The sequence below is a fragment of the Stenotrophomonas indicatrix genome (assembly GCA_041545745.1).
GTDB lineage: Bacteria > Pseudomonadota > Gammaproteobacteria > Xanthomonadales > Xanthomonadaceae > Stenotrophomonas > Stenotrophomonas indicatrix_A.
The window spans coordinates 4285417-4301659 of sequence record CP168152.1 but is presented as its reverse complement, the minus strand read 5'-3'; the positions used below and the strand labels follow the sequence as shown (position 1 = coordinate 4301659).

The following is a 16243-nucleotide window of genomic DNA, read 5'->3' as shown; positions in this document are numbered from 1 at the left end:
TTCGAAAGGACAACTGGATTCCGATGGCAGCATTCGATCATTCCTTGGTGACCCTCCGATTCTTCGGAGACGACCTCCTGCCCGAAGAAGTCAGTGCCTTGCTCGGGGCGACTCCGACCGCTTCACATCACAAGGGCCAGGAACTCAAAGGCAGCCAATCAGGCGCCGTGCGTATCGCCAGGTTCGGAAGCTGGCGACTCAGTGCGGCTCGGCGTGAGCCTGAAGATCTGGAAGCGCAGATCTTCGAGATCCTCGATCAACTCACCGGCGATCTCGCCGTGTGGCAGTCATTGGCACGCTTCCGGCCTGACCTGTTCTGCGGCCTCTTCATGGGCAGCAGCAACGATGGTGTCTCGCTTTCGCCCCGCGCGCTGCTTGCCCTGGGGCAGCGCGGCATCGAGCTCGGGTTGGACATCTACGATGCCGATGAGGAAGCGTGCAATGCTCCCTGCCCAGAGGCCATCAATTAATGATCTCCCCACTCCCCGAAGCAACAAACGCCTTCAACTGCCGAACGAACTCCGCGTCATAGAGCTCCCACTCCACAATCTCCCCAACCACCAGCAACGGCTCCGCACTCCGATACGACCGCGTCGGATTCCCAGGAAATTTCTTGTTGGTCACATTCGGATCGTCCTCGAACGGCCCGTTCGGCTCCACCACATACACACGCGGTCGCCCCTCACCCCGGGCCATCTCCGCAGCCAGCCCGGCGCCCTTGGCAATGGTGGTGAAGTAGATGTGGTTCATCACCACGCTGTCGCGATAGTTGGACCGGAATCCCGCGCTCAATAACTCGCCCACCGCGAGGTCAGCGCGGGTGCCGTGATAGAACGGCCCGGCAACCTGGTCGCAGGTGTCATGCGAAACGGGTGTCCATTCGGTGTCCTGTGCCATCGGGCATTGCCCCTACCTGTTCTGCCGGATCGACAGGCCGGCGAGTCTAGGGCGCCGGGCGGGCCTTGCGGCAAGGCCCCATCAGGGAAATACTCTGTAAGTGGGAGGCGCGGTGCGCCTCCTTTTTTCATTCTGCCTTGCCGCGGCCTTCCAGCTCGCGCACCGCTGTTTCCAGCGCATCCAGCTTCTCGCGGGTCTTCAACAACACCGCACGCTGTACTTCAAATTCCTCGCGGGTCACCAGGTCCAGCTTCGTGAGCCCTGCCTGCAGCGCGCTCTTGAAGGTGGCCTGCAGTTCCTCGCGTGATTCGCGCAGGCCCGGCGGCACCAGGTCGCTGAGGCGACGGGCGAGGTCATCGATTTGGTTCAGGTCGATCATGGGGTGCTCCGAGGGGTGGTGGGCCTGCGCATCCGGCGCGGCCACGGCGGTTCGGCCGTAAGGATACTGCTGGCTCCGGTCCGCCGGACAGGCGCAGCGGGTTTCGCACCGGCCGCGTTCAGGCGCTATCCTCCACGCCGGAATACAGGAGATAGACGATGAAGATGGTCATGGCGGTGATCAAGCCGTTCAAGCTCGACGACGTGCGCGAAGCGCTGGCCGAGCGCGGGGTCACCGGGATCACGGTGACGGAAGTGAAGGGCTTCGGTCGCCAGAAGGGCCATACCGAGCTGTACCGTGGCGCCGAGTACGTGGTCGACTTCCTGCCGAAGGTGAAGCTGGAAGTGGCGGTGACCGACGATCAGGTGGAGGTGGTGGTGGAAGCCGTCGTGAAGGCGGCGGGCACCGGCAAGATTGGCGACGGCAAGGTGTTCGTGTACGACCTGGGCAGCGTGGTGCGTATTCGTACCGGTGAGCTGGACGCGGACGCGTTGTAAGCCGCTGAGAGGGACGTGACCGGCGGGGTTTTGCGTCGCCGGAACGAAGAGCGGTCGAGCAAGCTCGACCCCCACCAGAGCGAAGCGGCTACCGGCGCTTGGCCCACTTGTAGAACCGCTTCCAGCCTTGACGCACGGCCGCCACCCAACCGGGGTCGGCCACCAGCGCCGCCTGCGCAGCACTCGGCGCCTGGCCGGTCACGCGCTGGCGCATCTTCAGCAGGTTCTTCATGTCGCTGCGGCTCAGCTGCCGGCTCAGCGGGTTGCGGCGCAGCCAGCGCGGTACGCGCCAGGCCGAGGTGAAGTCCAGCAGCACCGGTACGCCGGCGCTGACCACCACGTTGGTGCCATGCAGGTCGTTGTGGGTGATGCCCGCCGCATGCAGGCGGGTGATCGCGTGCTGCAGCTGTTCGAACACTTCATTGCCCACGGCCTGCGCGGTGCTGAGCGTCTGGCCGGGGATGAATTCCATGCCGAGCGCCAGGCCACCGAGGGTGCCGAGCAGGGCCGGGGCGTGCTTCCAGCCGCCCAGGCGCTCCAGCATGCGCGCCTCGCGGCGCACCATCAGCCGGGCGATCGGCGACACCGGGGTGCCACGGTAACGGGAGTAGTCCTTCACCACCGCCGGACGGCCGTCCAGGCAGGTGCGGTAGACATCAGGGGCGAGGAAACGCTCGCCGCGCTTGAGCAGCTGCGGCGCCACGGCGTCATCGCCGCAGGACGGGGAGGGGGTAATGGAAGGGATCATGTGGGGTCTCGGGCGACCCGGTGGGCGGCGCTGAAGCGTCAAGCGAACCGGTACGACGGGGGGAACTGGCTAAACTTTCGTTAAGTCAATTTTAGTACCGGCAAGTTCGCTATTCCACGATTTGTCGGAGAAATGTCGGCGTCGTGGCTGGAACAGTTCGTCGCGCTTTTTCGGACAATTCTGTCTCACTTTTAGGAAAGTGATTTTATTTCAACAACTTGCGAAGACGGCCGGCAGCGTTCGCGGCGCAGCGCTGCGGCCCACGCACGCTTGGCTTGACCCCGGCGCACGGCCTGCCGACCATAAGCTGTTACACGCGACATCGACGGCCGCACCCACCCGGCACGTCCCCGTCTCCTGCCGCGTTCCCCCACTGATGCCGGCCCTGCGGCCGCATCGCCCTGTTTCCCTGTCCGGCGCGTGCTGGAGGAAAGTGCTTTGATCATCAAAATCGTACTTGCGGCGCTGTTCGTGTCCTGCGTGCTGTACATCCACTTCCGTGGCAAGGTCCGTGCGCGCTGGTCGCGCCAGCTGCTGGACCACTCCAGCTTCATGGCCCCGATCAACGTGGTCATGTACATGTTCTCCAAGGTGCCGACCACGCCGTTCCTGGACCCGGGCAAGGAGTTCCCGCAGCTGGAGCCGCTGCGGCAGAACTGGCAGATGATCCGCGACGAGGCGCTGGCGCTGCGCGATGCGCAGGCGATCGCTGCCTCCAGCACGTTCAACGATGCCGGCTTCAATTCGTTCTTCCGCCGCGGCTGGAAGCGCTTCTACCTGAAGTGGTACGGCCCCTCGCACCCGTCGGCCAAGGCGATGTGCCCCAAGACCACCGCGCTGCTGGAATCGCTGCCGGACGTGCGCGCGGCGATGTTCGCGCAGCTGCCGTCGGGCAGCGAGCTGCGCCCGCACCGCGACCCATTCGCCGGTTCGCTGCGCCTGCACCTGGGCCTGGCCACGCCCAACAACGATGCCTGCTACATCGAAGTGGACGGCATCAAGAAGAGCTGGCGCGACGGTGAGTGGATGATGTTCGACGAAACCTACATCCACCATGCGCACAACGAGACGCCCGAAGACCGGGTGATCCTGTTCTGCGATATCGCCCGCCCGCTGCGCTTCGGCCTGCCGGGCCTGTTCAACCGCCTGGTGGCGTCCACGCTGCTGGCCGGTGGCGCCTCGCCGAACCTGCCGGGCGACCCGACCGGTGGCGTCAACAAGGCCTTCGGCAGCGTGTACAAGGTGCGGCTGAAGGCCAAGGCGCTGCGCGAGCGCAGCGTGGTGGCCTATCAGGTAATCAAGTGGGGCCTGGTGGTGGCGGTGATCGCGGGTATCTGGGCGCTCTGATGCGTTGGGTTTGATGAGGTTGCCGGCCAGCGGCCGGCACTACCCGTAAAAGCAAAAACCCGCGCTGTTGCCAGCGCGGGTTTTTTCTTGGTGGGTGCCAACCTTGGTTGGCACACCCCAACCCCGGTAGGTGCCGACCGTTGGTCGGCACGCCTTACTTCAGCGCCGCCTTCACGAACGGCGGGGTCACCAGCACGCCGGTGTGCAGCGCGGCGGTGTAGTACAGGGTGTCGAAGGTCTTGGCGGCCGAATCGGCCTGGCGGAAGTCGAAGCTGCTGTCGCCCTTGCGCGCCAGGGTCACGCTCCACCAGCCGGTGGGGTAGCACGGCTGCGGGAACGGCAGGGTCTTGAACGAGCCGAAGCCGGCCTTGCCCATTTCGGCGCGCATCTCGTTGATCAGCTCCAGCTGCATCAGCGGCGACTCGGACTGCTGCACCAGGATGCCGTCGTCCTTCAGGGCCTTGAAGCAGCTCTCGTAGAACGCCTTGTTGAACAGGCCTTCGCCCGGGCCGACCGGGTCGGTCGAATCGACGATCACCACGTCCACGCTGCCGGCCGGGCAGTTGGCCATGTAGGCCACGCCGTCATCGAACATCAGCTCGGCGCGCGGGTCGTTGTTGGAATCGCACAGTTCCGGGAAGTGCTTGCGCGCCATCACCGTCACCTGCTCGTCGATGTCGCACTGGGTCACGCTCTCCACGCCCTTGTGCTTGAGCACTTCGCGCAGGGTGCCGCAGTCGCCGCCGCCGATGATCACCACGCGCTTGGGCGCGGCGTGGGTGAACAGCACCGGGTGGCTGATCATCTCGTGGTAGAAGAAGTTGTCCTTGCTGGTCAGCATGATGGCCCCATCGATGGTCATCAGGTTGCCCCAGTCGGTGGTCTGGAAGATCTCGATCTTCTGGAACGGCGACTGCACTTCGTCCAGCTTGCCGGTGATGCGGTAGCCGATGGCCGAGCCGGTGCGCTCGAAGTGTTCGATGTACCAGTTGCTGTTGTCAGTCATGGGAAAGCATTCCTGTTCGGAGGGGATGGAGCCGGGCTGAAGGCGGGGTGCCACGCATCCGGACGGATCGGCCCGTTCAGGTTCAGACCTGCCACGGGCGCGGGCGCGCATGATAACGAACCTGTGGGCATATAGGCGTTATCATGCCCCCCCTTTTATTTGCCACAAGGCCGACTGCAATGACCGATTGGTCCCTCGACCAAGCCCGCAAGACCTACTCGATCCCGCACTGGGCGGATGGTTATTTCGACGTGGATCAGGCCGGGCACATGGTGGTGAGACCGACCGGGGCGGATGGCCCGGTGGTGTCGCTGCCCAAGGTGGTGGATGCCGCGCGCGCGGCCGGCGCCAAGCTGCCGCTGCTGGTGCGCTTCCCGGACATCCTGGGCCAGCGCCTGGGCAAGCTGCAGGCGGCGTTCGCCCAGGCCCAGCAGGATTGGGACTACCCGGGCGGCTACACCGCTGTGTACCCGATCAAGGTGAACCAGCACCGCGGCGTGGCCGGCACCCTGGCCAGCCACCACGGTGAAGGCTTCGGCCTGGAAGCGGGCAGCAAGCCGGAACTGATGGCCGTGCTGGCGCTGTCGCGCCCGGGTGGCCTGATCGTCTGCAACGGCTACAAGGACCGCGAGTACATCCGCCTGGCCCTGATCGGCCGCAAGCTGGGCCTGCAGACCTTCATCGTCATCGAGAAGCCGTCCGAGCTGAAGCTGGTGCTGGAAGAATCCAAGGCGCTGGACGTGAAGCCGGGCCTGGGTGTGCGCATGCGCCTGGCCTCGCTGGGCGCCGGCAAGTGGCAGAACAGCGGTGGCGACAAGGCCAAGTTCGGCCTGTCCCCGCGCCAGCTGCTGGACCTGTGGAAGTCGCTGCGTGATACCGAATACGCCGACTGCCTGAGCCTGCTGCACTTCCACATGGGCTCGCAGATCTCCAACGTGCGCGACATCGCCAACGGCATGCGCGAAGCCACCCGTTACTTCGTCGAGCTGTCACAGCTGGGTGCGAAGATCACCCACGTCGACGTGGGCGGTGGCTTGGGCGTGGACTACGAAGGCACCCGTTCGCGCAGCTTCTGCTCGATCAACTACGGCCTGAATTCGTACGCCAGCAATATCGTGCAGCCGCTGGCCAATGCCTGCGAAGAACACGGCCTGACCCCGCCGCGCATCGTCACCGAGTGCGGCCGTGCGATGACCGCGCACCACGCGGTGCTGATCGCCAACGTGTCCGAAGTGGAACAGGCGCAGGAAGGCCGCGTGCCGGACCAGCACGACGACGAGCCGGCCTCGATCCGCCACCTGCGCGAGATCCACGAAGAACTGGACGTGCGTCCGGCGGTGGAACTGTTCCAGGAAGCACAGCACTTCCATGCCGAAGGCCTGTCCAGCTATGCGCTGGGCCAGATCGACCTGCCGCAGCGTGCGCGCATCGACGATCTGTTCTATGCCATCGCCCATGGTGTGCGTGCGCGCCTGAGCTATGACGAGAAGAGCCATCGCCCGGCGCTGGATGAACTGAATGAGCGCCTGGTCGACAAGTACTTCGTCAACTTCAGCGTGTTCGAGTCGATTCCCGATGCGTGGGCGATCGACCAGGTGTTCCCGATCGTGCCGATCGAGCGCCTGAACGAGACACCGGATCGTCGCGGCATCATCGCCGACATGACCTGTGATTCCGATGGCATGGTCAAGACCTACGTCGAGAACGAAAGCCTGGACAGCTCGCTGCCGCTGCACGCGATCAAGCACGGCGAAAGCTACCGCATCGGTTTCTTCATGGTCGGTGCCTACCAGGAAATCCTCGGCGACATCCACAACCTGTTCGGTGATACCGACGCGGTGGAAGTGCTGGCCGATGCCGATGGTTACGCCATCACCCAGCAGCGTCGCGGCGACACCACCGACGTGATGCTGGACTACGTGGGCTACAAGCTGGATGACCTGCGTGCGGCCTACGCCGACCGCGTGGCATCGGCAGACCTGTCGCCGGAGCGCGCGCAGGAACTGTCCGAAGCGCTGGAAGCGGGCCTGACCGGTTACACCTACCTGTCCGACGAACCGCTGATCTGAGGGTGACGGGAACGCCGGGCATGGCCCGGCGCTACCGGTGCTGATGAGCGCCCGCGCGATCTTCCACCTGTTCCTGCATGCAGTCGTGCCAGCCCTGCTGGCATGGCTGTTCTGGCGCAAGCGTTTCGCCTCGGCGTGGCTGTTGCTGCTGCTGGGCTGGATCATCGATCTGGACCATCTGCTGGCCGATCCGATCTACGCCCCGAACCGCTGCAGCATCGGCTTCCACCCGCTGCATACCGCGCCGGCGATTGCCGTGTATGCGGGCCTGTGCGTGCCGAAGAAGACGCGGCTGGTGGGGATTGGCCTGATGATCCACATCGTGCTGGATGCCATCGATTGCTGGTGGATGCATCACCGCTGATGCTTGATGCGTGTCGACCAAGGTCGACACCTACCGGGGCGCACGATAACCCACGGAACTGACGCACTGCTTTGGTAGTTGCCGACCTTGGTCGGCGCACTTGATGCGTGTCGACCAAGGTCGATACCCACCGGGGGCGCGTGATCCGGTAGCGCCGGGCCATGCCCGGCGAGCGCAGCGGCGCGTCACCCCACCGGCAACCACAACGTCGCGCGCAATCCCGGTTGCGCGTTCTCCAACGCCAGCCGGCCACCATAACTGGCGGCGATATCACCCACGATGGCCAGCCCCAGGCCGCTGCTGCCTTCGCGCTCATCCAACCGCACGCCGCGTTGGGTGACCTGCGCCAACGCCTCGGCTGCCAGACCCGGGCCGTCGTCGCGCACGTCGATGCGCACCTGCTCTTCTTCCGCACGCGCGGTAACAGTGACTTCCCGCTGTGCCCACTTGCCGGCGTTGTCGAGCAGGTTGCCGAGCATCTCTTCCAGGTCGGCGCTGGCACCGGCGAACTGCAGGTCGTCGGCAATGCCTTCGGCCTGGAACTGCAGCGCACGCTCGCCATGCACCCGTGCCATCAACCTGCACATCGCCTGTGCCACCGTGGCCACCGGCGTACGCTCGCGATGGTCGGCAGTCAGTCCGGCGGCAAGATAGCGATCAACGCTGGCCTGCATGCGTGCGCCCTGTTCGCGCAGCGTCGCGCGCCACGCGCGGCCCTCGCCATCGGCTTCGGCGGCGAGCACGCTCAGCGGTGTTTTCAGCGCATGCGCCAGATCCTGCGCGCTGGTACGCGCGCGCGCCACCATCCGTTGCTGGTGGTCCAGCAGCGCGTTGAGCTCGTCACCCAGCGGCGCGATTTCAGCACCCAATCCGGCCGTATCGATGTGCTGTGCATCACCGCGGCGCACACGCTCCAGCTGCGTACCGAGGCGTTGCAGCGGGCGCAGGCCGAAATGCACCTGGCTGGCCAGTACCGCCAGCCACGCGGCAACCAGTACCGCCAGCGCCATCGCGCTGCGTTGGCGGAACGCGGCCACGTCCGCGTCCAATGCACTGCGGTCGGTGGCGACCACGGCAACATAGGGTTCGTTGGCGCGTGGCAGGCGCACCTGCTGCACGCGCGCGCGCAGCGACTGCTGCAGCGGGCCCGGCAGATTGCGTTCGGCTGCGCCAGTGGCGGCCACTGGCAGCGTTTCGTCCCATAACGAACGTGACTGCAGCAGCACCTTGCCGCTGCTATTGGTGATCTGCCAGTACGCGCCGGAGAACACGCGCTGGAAGCGCGCATCGTTGGGTTCCTGGCGCAGCTGCAGCTGGCCATCGGCATCGATCTCTGCCTGCGCCAACAGGGTCAGCATGTCCTGCTGCAGTTCATTGTCCAGGCGGTCGCGCGCGCTGCGCTTGAACAGTTCGCCCAGCAGCGCACTGGCCAGCGCCGAGACCAGCAGCAGGCCGATGCCACCGGCCAGCAGCAGCCGGCGTCGCAGTGACGGTTGCCGGCTCACGGCGCGGCCAACCGCCAGCCCTGGCCGCGCACGGTCTGGATCAGGTCGGTGCCGAGCTTGCGGCGCACCCGCCCCAGCAGTACGTCCAGCGCATTCGAATCGGGGTCATGACCGCCATCGAACACATGTTCGCCCAGGCGGTCGCGGCCGATCACCTGGCCGCTGTGGTGGATGAAGTAGCTCAGCAGGCGGAATTCCTGCGGGCTCAGCGCCAACGCCTGGCCATCCAGGTCGAAGCGCCCGGCATTGACGTCCAGCTGCAGTGGACCGCACTGCAACCGTGGACTGGCATGGCCGTGGCTGCGGCGGATCAGCGCGCGCAGGCGCAGCACCAGTTCGTCGGCCTGGAAAGGTTTGGTCAGGTAGTCGTCGGCACCGGCGTCGAAGCCGGCCAGCTTGTCGTGCCAGCGTCCGCGCGCGGTCAGCACCAGCACCGGAAAGTCGCGGCCGTTGCCGCGCCAGCGCTCGATCACGCTCAGGCCATCCAGCCCGGGCAGGCCCAGATCGACGATGGCGGCCTGCAGGTCTTCCACCTGACCGATCTCCTCGGCTTGGCGGCCATCGGCCACCACGTCGACCACGTAGCCGGCCTGCTCCAGCAGCGGCTGCAGGCGCTCGACCAAGGCGGCATCGTCTTCGGCCAACAGGATGCGCATCAGTCGTCCAGCTCCGTCTTCAGCAGCCTGCCGTTGCGCGCATCATAGTCCAGCTCCACCACCACGCCGTCGGCGCGCAGGATCTCCACTTCATACACGCCATCGTCCAGCTCCACTTCCAGCAGCTGGCCGGGGTGGCGCTTGAGTGCATCGCGCACCACGCTTTCCAGTGGCACGTAGCGGCCCTGTTGTACGGCCCGGCGCGCGACCTGCTGCGCCGGGTCCTGGGCAGGGCCGGTGGCGGTCGGGGCGCTGGCCAGCGCCAGCAGCAGGGACAGGGAAGACAGGATCGGCACGTGGATGCTGGGGAATGGGGAACAGGCGCGAGTGTGCCGCTGCCGACTAACGGTTGGCTAACAGCGCTGGCTAAGTGGCTGTTAACCGCGCCGCGCATCGTGGCGTTGCCGGGATGGTCCGGCACCGAACAGGAGAACCCCCATGTTGAAGTCGCTCACCCTCGCTACTGTCGTTGCGCTTGCCCTCGCTCCCGCTGCCCAGGCCGCACCGCTGGGCATGGCCCAGGTCGAACAGACCCTGCGCAAGGCCGGCTACACCCAGATCCATGAGATCGAGCGCGATGATGGCCTGTGGGAAGCCGATGTCAGCCGTGCCGACGGTCGCTTCAGCGAGGTGTATGTGGACCCGAAGACCGGCGAGATCTTCGACGAGCACGATAGCCGCGCACAGCTGAGTACCGAACAGGTGCTGGCCAAGGCGCAGTCGCAGGGACTGCGTGAAATCCATTCGCTGGAACGCGATGGTGCAACGTGGTCGCTGGAAGCCCGCAATGCCCGGAATCAGCGCGTGGAAGTGCGCCTGAGTGGGTACGACGGCCGCATCCTGCACAGCGAGCGTGACGGCTGGCTGGATTGATGCCTGCTGGGGTGGGTGTGTCGACCAAGGTCGACACCTACCGGGTAGGGCCGGCCGCTGGCTGGATTGAGCTGCGCTTCGGTAGATGCCGACCTTGGTCGGCACAGGGCCGGAAAAGCGTGTCGACCAAGGTCGACACCTACCTGGTGGAGCCGGCCGCTGGCTGGATTGAGCTGCGCTTCGGTAGATGCCGACCTTGGTCGGCACAGGGCCGGAAGAGCGTGTCGACCAAGGTCGACACCTACCAAGCGTGGGGTGTCCCGAACGATGGAGCGGGCCCTTACCAGCCGTATGGCGGCGGGTAATCCCAATAGCCCGGGCCACCACCGTAATACCCGCCACCGCCGTACGGCCCGAAGAAGCCCGGGCCCTTGCCTTCGCTCACGTGGATGTTGACGTTGACCCCGCGGGTCTTGCCTTCATCATTGGTGTAGTTCTTGCTGAGGTTGAGCGTGGCGGCGTTGTAGTGGGTGTTGCCGTAATTCTTGGCGTAGCCGATGCCGGTGGTGAAGCTGCCGGAGACCTTGACCTTGTCATCCGTCACGTCGGCGATCCTGCCGTCGCCATTCACGCGCGGGCCGGTCTTGTCGCCGTAGAAAGTGCCGGGCGGATCCTGCTGCAGGGCCGGATCGTTGAGATAGCGCATAGGCGTCTGCGGCACGGACAGGTCCAGGCCGGAGGCCTGCGGCGCGGTGGCGCCGGCGGCGGACTGCGCCAACGCGGTCCCGGGCAGGGCGGCCAGGCACAGCAGCAGGGTCAGGGGGCGGATCATGACGGCACTCCAGCGCAGAGGGGCCGCTCAGCACGCGGCGGTACAGGCCGACGCTAGCAGGCGTTGCTTGAATGATGCCTGTCGGCGCCCGCTTGCGGTAGAGCCAGGCCATGCCTGGCTGCACGCTACAACCGCCCGAACCCGAACAGGTCCTGCAGCGGGTGCCGGCGCCGCTCGATCCGCGCCCGCAGCAGCCCGGCGCCGATCATCGAATAGGTGATTCCGTTGCCACCATAGGCCATGGCGAACTGCACTCGCGGGCCCCACTGCGCATGCGGCCCAAAGAACGGCAGGCCGTCAGCGGTCTCGGCAAAGGTGCCCGCCCATGAAAACGCCGGGGTCGGCTGCAGGTGCGGGAACCACTGCAGCAGCTGCTTCATCAGTTTGCGGGCCTTGCTGTCCACCCGGCCATCGCGGCGGGCGGGGATATCGATGGCATCGTCCAGCCCGCCCACCAACAGCCTGCGGTCGCCGGTGGCACGCAGGTAGAGGTAGGGGCGGGCGCTCTCCCAGACCATCGTGCGCTGCAGCCAGCCCAACTCGTCGGCGTTGACCGGGTCGGTGATGAACGCATAGCTGCTGCGGTTGCGGGCCACGCGCGGGTCCAGCCACTGCTGGTTGGCATAGCCCATCGCCAGCACCACGTGGCGGGCGCGGATCTGCATGCCGGATTCGGTGCGGGCGGTCACGCCGCGCGCGCTGGGGGTGAGGGTATGCAGCACGGTGCGGTCATGCGCCACGCCGCCGCGCCGCTGCAGTCGCCGCAGCAGCCCGTAAGTGAAGCAGTAGGGATCGACCCGTGCGGCCTGGCGGGTCAGCAGCGCGCCGCCGGCATCGACGCTGAAACGTTCCTGCAGCGCATCCCGGTCCAGCCAGCGCGCATCCAGGCCGATGCCACGGCGCGCCGCGCCTTCGGCCATCAGCCGCGGTACGTCACGGCGGCGACTGGCCAGGTACAGACTGTCCATCTGCTTGAAATTCACGTCCTTCAGGCCGCGCGCGACCTCGCCCAATGCAGGGATCGCGTCCGCACAGGCCTGGTAGGCCAGTGCCGCCGCGTCCTGGCCATACTGCGAGGCCAGTTCCAGCAGATGGGTATCGATCTCGTACTGCAGCAGCGCGGTACTGGCTGCGGTGCTGCCCCAGCCGATGTCACGCTGCTCGATCAGCGCAACGTTGTGGCCATGGGCCGACAGCTCATCGGCGATCAGCGCGCCGGTGATGCCGCCACCGACCACCAGCACATCGCACTGCAGATCCTGTTCCAGCGGCGGAAAGGCCTGGATCAGGCCGTTGCGCACCGCCCACCACGGGTAGCCACTCTTCAGGTCCATGCGGGTTCGTGCTCAGGCCGTGGGGTGGCCGGTATGCGGGGTCTGGATCAGTTCGGACAGATCGAAGCCCTGCAGGCGTGCGGCTGCCAGATAATGGTCCTGCACGGTGGCATCGAGCCGGGGCTCGCGCGCCAGCAGCCACAGGTACTTGCGGTCCGGGCTGCCGACCAGGGCAACGCTGTAGTCCGGCGCTACCTGCATCACCCAGTAGTCACCCTTGGCGAAGGGGAGCCAGCGCAGGCCCTTGGGCAGGAAGCTGACTTCCAGCCGCGCGCTGTCGTTGTCGATGGCGCAGGCCTCACCGGTGGCTTCCTCGATCTCGCCGTCCATGCGGCAGCGGTTGGTCACGCCCACGTTGCCGTTGTCCAGCAACTGGTAATGGGCCGACACATCGGTGCAGCCCTGCGGCTCGTGGCGCATCGGCAGGCGGGCGATCTCGTACCAGGTGCCCAGGTAGCGGGGCAGCTTGAGGTCGGTGACTGTCTTCAGGGGTGGCAGGTCGGTCATTGTCAGGCGTGGCAGAAGAGGACCTCCACGATGCCGAGGACACTGCCACGGGCGGGTGAAGCCGGGGCGAGGGCCATGTCCAGAACGTTCCGTCGCCTCGGCGGAGCGCGTACCGTCATCGGCGCAGCGGTATGCTTCCGCCAGCGCCGCGTTTTTCCGATCCAACCGAAGTGGAGGTGCCGATGTACCAGGTGATCCTGTTGAAGAGTGAAACCCAGTTCGCCCGCGAGCAGTGGCCGCAGGTCGACGATCTGGTGGACTACGAAGGCGTGGCCTACAGCCTGCGCGCCGGCCCGCGCCAGCCGTTGCCGACCGATCATGATTGGCACCCGATCGCGGTGTACGCACCGGACGAGATCACCGAGGAAGAATTTCAGGACTGGTACGCGCTGCAGCAGCCGCAGGTGGAAGAGCTGCGCCTGAAGTACTGAGCCACAGCCAGCGGCCAGCGCCTGCGTATCCGCTGTTTACGGCACCTGCCGTATAGTCGCGCGCAGGCGCGGTGGTCCGCGTGAACCGGTGTGGCTGGCTTGTCTTCCTTCTTCCGAACGATCCTGGTGCGCGGCCCCTGGTTGGGCCTGCTGGTGTGCTGCATGCTGCTGCTGGCTGTGCCGGCGCTGGCCCAGGAGGACGACCCCACGCCCAAGCAGCAGCTGGCACAGATCGACAGCACGCTGAAGGATGTCGAGCGCAAGCGTGTTGACGCCGCAGCTGTGGAAACCCTGTCGATGTTGTCCGAGGAGGCTTCGCAGGCGCGACGCGATGCTGAAGCCCTGGAGAAAGCGCTGCAGCCGCAGCTGGATCGGCTCGACGAACAGCTGGCGCAGTTGGGTACACCCGCCGAGGGAACCACCGAGCCGCCGGAGCTGGTGACGCAACGGCGGACCATTACCCGCCAGCGCGATGGCCTGGTGGCCTCGATGGCACAGGCAAAGGCCAGCGCGGTGCGCGCCCAGCAGATGGCGGCCGACATCGACCAGCAACGCACGGCACAGCGCACGGAGGAGCTGGGGCAGAAGGTCGCTTCGCCGCTGTCTCCTGCGCTGTGGACCAAGGTGGCCGAGCGCTTACCGATCGATATCGCACGCGTCGCACCGCTGGCGCAGATGGGCCGGGACGCGCTGGTCGCCGGCATCCGTACGCACGGTTGGGGCACCCTGTTGCTGGGCGTGGTGGCCGCACTGGTGATGATGTTCCCGCTGCGGCTGTGGCTGCGCGCGCTGGGGCGCCGGTTCGCCGCATCCGAACGTGCGCCTGACGGCCGACTGCGCCGTTCCGGGCTCGCTATGTGGCTGCTGCTGATAGGTACGCTGCTGCCCGGCTATGCCGTGGTGGTGCTGATGGCGGCACTGAGTGCGATCAATGCGATCGCACCGCGCCTGCAGGTGGTGGCCGAGGGGGTGGAGACTGCCACCTTCCGCGCGGCCTTCATCGCCGCGCTCAGTGCCTGCATGTTGGTGCCCCAGCGTCCGTCGTGGCGCCTGTTGAATCTCGATGACACCGCCGCGCTGAAGCTGCGCAAATACGCCTGGGGTGCGGCGGCACTGGCCTGGCTGAGCACGGTGCTGGTGGCTGTCGACCAAGCCACGCGCACCAGCGATGTCACCACGGTGGCGCTGGACGGCGTGATCGCGCTGACCTATCTGGGCCTGATCATGGCCATGCTGGTGACCCTGGCGCGCCTGCATCGGCGCCAGACCGCCGAGGCCGAGGCGAAGCTGGAAGCGCAGGCCGACGGTCAGGGCGCGGCCGTTCCGGTACGCCGCAGCAGCTGGCTGGTGCTGGCACGCGTGGCCGGCAACATCGCCGTGGTGGCCGCGATCATCGCCACCCTGATGGGCTATGTGAACTTCGCCAAGTTCGTCAACCAGCAGTTGATCGGCGGCAGCATAGTGGTGCTGGCGGCAACGCTGCTGTTCAAGTTCGTCGACGATTTCTCCACCTGGCTGCTCAACGCCGACAGCAAGGTCGGCCAGACCATCCTGCTCAGCACCGGCCTCAGCGTGTCGCGGCTGGAACAGGCCGGTGTGCTGCTGTCCGCCGTGTTGCGAACGTTCGTGGTGTTGATCGCGCTGCTGGCGCTGGCGGCGCCGTTCGGCAACATCGGCTCGGTGGTCGAGCGCGTCGCTTCGCTGGCCAACGGCATCCCCATCGGCGACATCACGCTCAAGCCCGCGCGGATCGCCATAGCGCTGCTTGTGATGCTGGTCGGGCTGGGGCTGACGCAGCTGCTGCAGCGCTGGTTGACCGACACCTACCTGCCCAAGACCGAACTGGACCTGGGCGCGCGCAATTCAATCAGCACGATCACCCGCTACGTGGGCATCATCCTGGTGGGCCTGTGGGCGCTGACCGCGATGGGCCTGAACCTGAAGAACCTGGCGCTGCTGGTCAGTGCGCTCTCGGTGGGTATCGGCTTCGGCCTGCAGGCGATCATCCAGAACTTCGTCTCCGGCCTGATCCTGCTGACCGAGCGCCCGGTGAAGATCGGTGACTGGGTGAAGCTGGGCGATCAGGAAGGCGACATCCGCCGGATCAACGTGCGTTCCACCGAGATCCAGGTGAGCGACAAATCCACGCTGATCGTGCCCAATTCGGAACTGATCACCAAGACCATCCGCAACATGACGATGGGCAACAACCAAGGCCGTATCCAGATCCAGTTCGCGGTGCCGGCCAGCACCGACGTGGCCGGTCTGCGACAGGCGCTGCTGGATGCATACGGCGCCCACACTACGGTGCTGCAGCAGCCGGCGCCGTCGGTGTACATCGACAGCATCGCTGGCGGCCAGATCACCATCAACAGCTTCGCCTACGTGGCCAGTCCGCGACAGGTGTATGGCACGCGCAGTGATCTGTATTTCAGCCTGCTGCAGATCCTGGCCGAGCGGAGCATCCCGCTGTCCACGCCGACCGACATCCACATCACCCGCGATCCGCCGCAGTAAGAGGGTGGGTCGGCAGGGCTGCGCCCTGCACCTGCAGAGGCCGAGGCAACGGCAACAGCCGAAGCAACAGCAAACGCGGGTATTCCGTGGGGTGGCGGGGCGGTGTCGGATTGCGGGGACGCCGCAAGTACGTCCTTGTAGGCTTGGCAGCCGCATCCATGCGGCTGACACCCCGCAATCCGACACCGCCCCACCTTCGACAGTTTCCCGATGTCTGGTAGATCCACGCTATGCGTGGATGAATCTCCATCGAAATCGAATATTTCGACAATTGATCAAAAAGCATCCACGCATGGCGTGGATCTACGTGTCGACCAAGGTCGACACCCACCAACAGCAAC

18 protein-coding genes are annotated in these 16243 nt (G+C 66.0%); 8 read left to right on the top strand and 10 right to left on the bottom strand.

From position 1 onward, the window contains the following. Positions 1–23: 23 nt before the first annotated feature. Positions 24–470: a DUF4279 domain-containing protein gene (locus ACEF39_RS19610; protein ID WP_088101766.1), complete on the top strand. Its 447-nt coding sequence runs from the start codon at positions 24–26 to the stop codon at positions 468–470. Here ACEF39_RS19610 and arr read toward each other — a convergent pair. After that, complete coding sequence (arr, locus tag ACEF39_RS19605) at positions 463–897, bottom strand: NAD(+)--rifampin ADP-ribosyltransferase (protein ID WP_500286272.1); 435 nt, start codon at positions 895–897, stop codon at positions 463–465. The genes ACEF39_RS19610 and arr overlap by 8 nt on opposite strands. 127 nt (positions 898–1024) lie before the next feature. Further along, a complete protein-coding gene (gene ubiK, locus ACEF39_RS19600) occupies positions 1025–1276 on the bottom strand; it encodes a ubiquinone biosynthesis accessory factor UbiK (RefSeq protein WP_500286271.1) in 252 nt (83 codons plus the stop codon). A gap of 158 nt (positions 1277–1434) precedes the next feature. Here ubiK and ACEF39_RS19595 point away from each other — a divergent pair, with 158 nt between their 5' ends. Next, positions 1435–1773: a P-II family nitrogen regulator gene (locus ACEF39_RS19595; RefSeq protein WP_500286270.1), complete on the top strand. Its 339-nt coding sequence runs from the start codon at positions 1435–1437 to the stop codon at positions 1771–1773. 88 nt (positions 1774–1861) lie between these two features. On the opposite strand, the gene ACEF39_RS19590 is transcribed toward ACEF39_RS19595, so the two are convergent. After that, on the bottom strand, positions 1862–2521 hold the full coding sequence (locus ACEF39_RS19590) for an RIO1 family regulatory kinase/ATPase domain-containing protein (protein ID WP_500286269.1): 660 nt from the start codon (positions 2519–2521) through the stop codon (positions 1862–1864). 441 nt (positions 2522–2962) lie between these two features. On the opposite strand from ACEF39_RS19590, the gene ACEF39_RS19585 reads away from it, so the two are divergent. Further along, positions 2963–3868 carry an aspartyl/asparaginyl beta-hydroxylase domain-containing protein gene (locus ACEF39_RS19585; RefSeq protein WP_025874561.1) on the top strand — a complete coding sequence of 302 codons (906 nt, stop codon included), beginning with the start codon at positions 2963–2965 and terminating at the stop codon, positions 3866–3868. Between the two features lie 154 nt (positions 3869–4022). Here the strand turns inward: ACEF39_RS19585 and speE are convergent, their stop codons facing one another. Beyond that, positions 4023–4874, bottom strand: a complete 852-nt coding sequence (speE, locus tag ACEF39_RS19580; RefSeq protein ID WP_500286268.1) for a polyamine aminopropyltransferase — start codon at positions 4872–4874, stop codon at positions 4023–4025. A 179-nt stretch (positions 4875–5053) separates the two neighbouring features. On the opposite strand from speE, the gene speA reads away from it, so the two are divergent. Together speA and ACEF39_RS19570 are read left to right on the top strand one after the other, a co-directional pair. Beyond that, positions 5054–6943 (top strand): arginine decarboxylase, encoded by a 1890-nt coding sequence (speA, locus tag ACEF39_RS19575; protein WP_099819728.1) that lies wholly within the window; start codon positions 5054–5056, stop codon positions 6941–6943. 43 nt (positions 6944–6986) lie between these two features. Beyond that, a complete protein-coding gene (locus tag ACEF39_RS19570) occupies positions 6987–7307 on the top strand; it encodes a DUF6122 family protein (protein ID WP_500286267.1) in 321 nt (106 codons plus the stop codon). A gap of 185 nt (positions 7308–7492) precedes the next feature. On the opposite strand, the gene ACEF39_RS19565 is transcribed toward ACEF39_RS19570, so the two are convergent. Genes ACEF39_RS19565 through ACEF39_RS19555 form a run of 3 tightly spaced genes read right to left on the bottom strand, consistent with a single transcriptional unit; the run spans position 7493 to position 9758 of the window. Then, positions 7493–8812, bottom strand: a complete 1320-nt coding sequence (locus tag ACEF39_RS19565; RefSeq protein WP_500286266.1) for a sensor histidine kinase — start codon at positions 8810–8812, stop codon at positions 7493–7495. Beyond that, on the bottom strand, positions 8809–9468 hold the full coding sequence (locus ACEF39_RS19560; protein ID WP_500286265.1) for a response regulator transcription factor: 660 nt from the start codon (positions 9466–9468) through the stop codon (positions 8809–8811). The genes ACEF39_RS19565 and ACEF39_RS19560 overlap by 4 nt, the downstream gene beginning before the upstream one ends. Further along, positions 9468–9758 carry a PepSY domain-containing protein gene (locus ACEF39_RS19555; RefSeq protein ID WP_089238156.1) on the bottom strand — a complete coding sequence of 97 codons (291 nt, stop codon included), beginning with the start codon at positions 9756–9758 and terminating at the stop codon, positions 9468–9470. The genes ACEF39_RS19560 and ACEF39_RS19555 overlap by 1 nt, the downstream gene beginning before the upstream one ends. Positions 9759–9906: 148 nt before the next feature. Here ACEF39_RS19555 and ACEF39_RS19550 point away from each other — a divergent pair, with 148 nt between their 5' ends. Continuing rightward, on the top strand, positions 9907–10341 hold the full coding sequence (locus ACEF39_RS19550) for a PepSY domain-containing protein (RefSeq protein ID WP_500286264.1): 435 nt from the start codon (positions 9907–9909) through the stop codon (positions 10339–10341). Positions 10342–10621: 280 nt separating this feature from the next. Here the strand turns inward: ACEF39_RS19550 and ACEF39_RS19545 are convergent, their stop codons facing one another. The 3 genes from ACEF39_RS19545 to ACEF39_RS19535 form a co-directional block, all read right to left on the bottom strand. Then, positions 10622–11113: a hypothetical protein gene (locus ACEF39_RS19545; protein WP_500286263.1), complete on the bottom strand. Its 492-nt coding sequence runs from the start codon at positions 11111–11113 to the stop codon at positions 10622–10624. Between the two features lie 125 nt (positions 11114–11238). After that, on the bottom strand, positions 11239–12447 hold the full coding sequence (locus ACEF39_RS19540) for an NAD(P)/FAD-dependent oxidoreductase (protein ID WP_500286262.1): 1209 nt from the start codon (positions 12445–12447) through the stop codon (positions 11239–11241). A 12-nt stretch (positions 12448–12459) separates the two neighbouring features. Next, a complete protein-coding gene (locus ACEF39_RS19535) occupies positions 12460–12954 on the bottom strand; it encodes a lipocalin family protein (RefSeq protein WP_500286261.1) in 495 nt (164 codons plus the stop codon). 182 nt (positions 12955–13136) lie between these two features. Here ACEF39_RS19535 and ACEF39_RS19530 point away from each other — a divergent pair, with 182 nt between their 5' ends. Next, a complete protein-coding gene (locus ACEF39_RS19530) occupies positions 13137–13385 on the top strand; it encodes a hypothetical protein (RefSeq protein ID WP_176022161.1) in 249 nt (82 codons plus the stop codon). Positions 13386–13475: 90 nt separating this feature from the next. Further along, positions 13476–15902, top strand: coding sequence for a DUF3772 domain-containing protein (locus tag ACEF39_RS19525; protein WP_500286260.1), 2427 nt, complete (start codon positions 13476–13478; stop codon positions 15900–15902). Positions 15903–16243 lie beyond the last annotated feature (341 nt).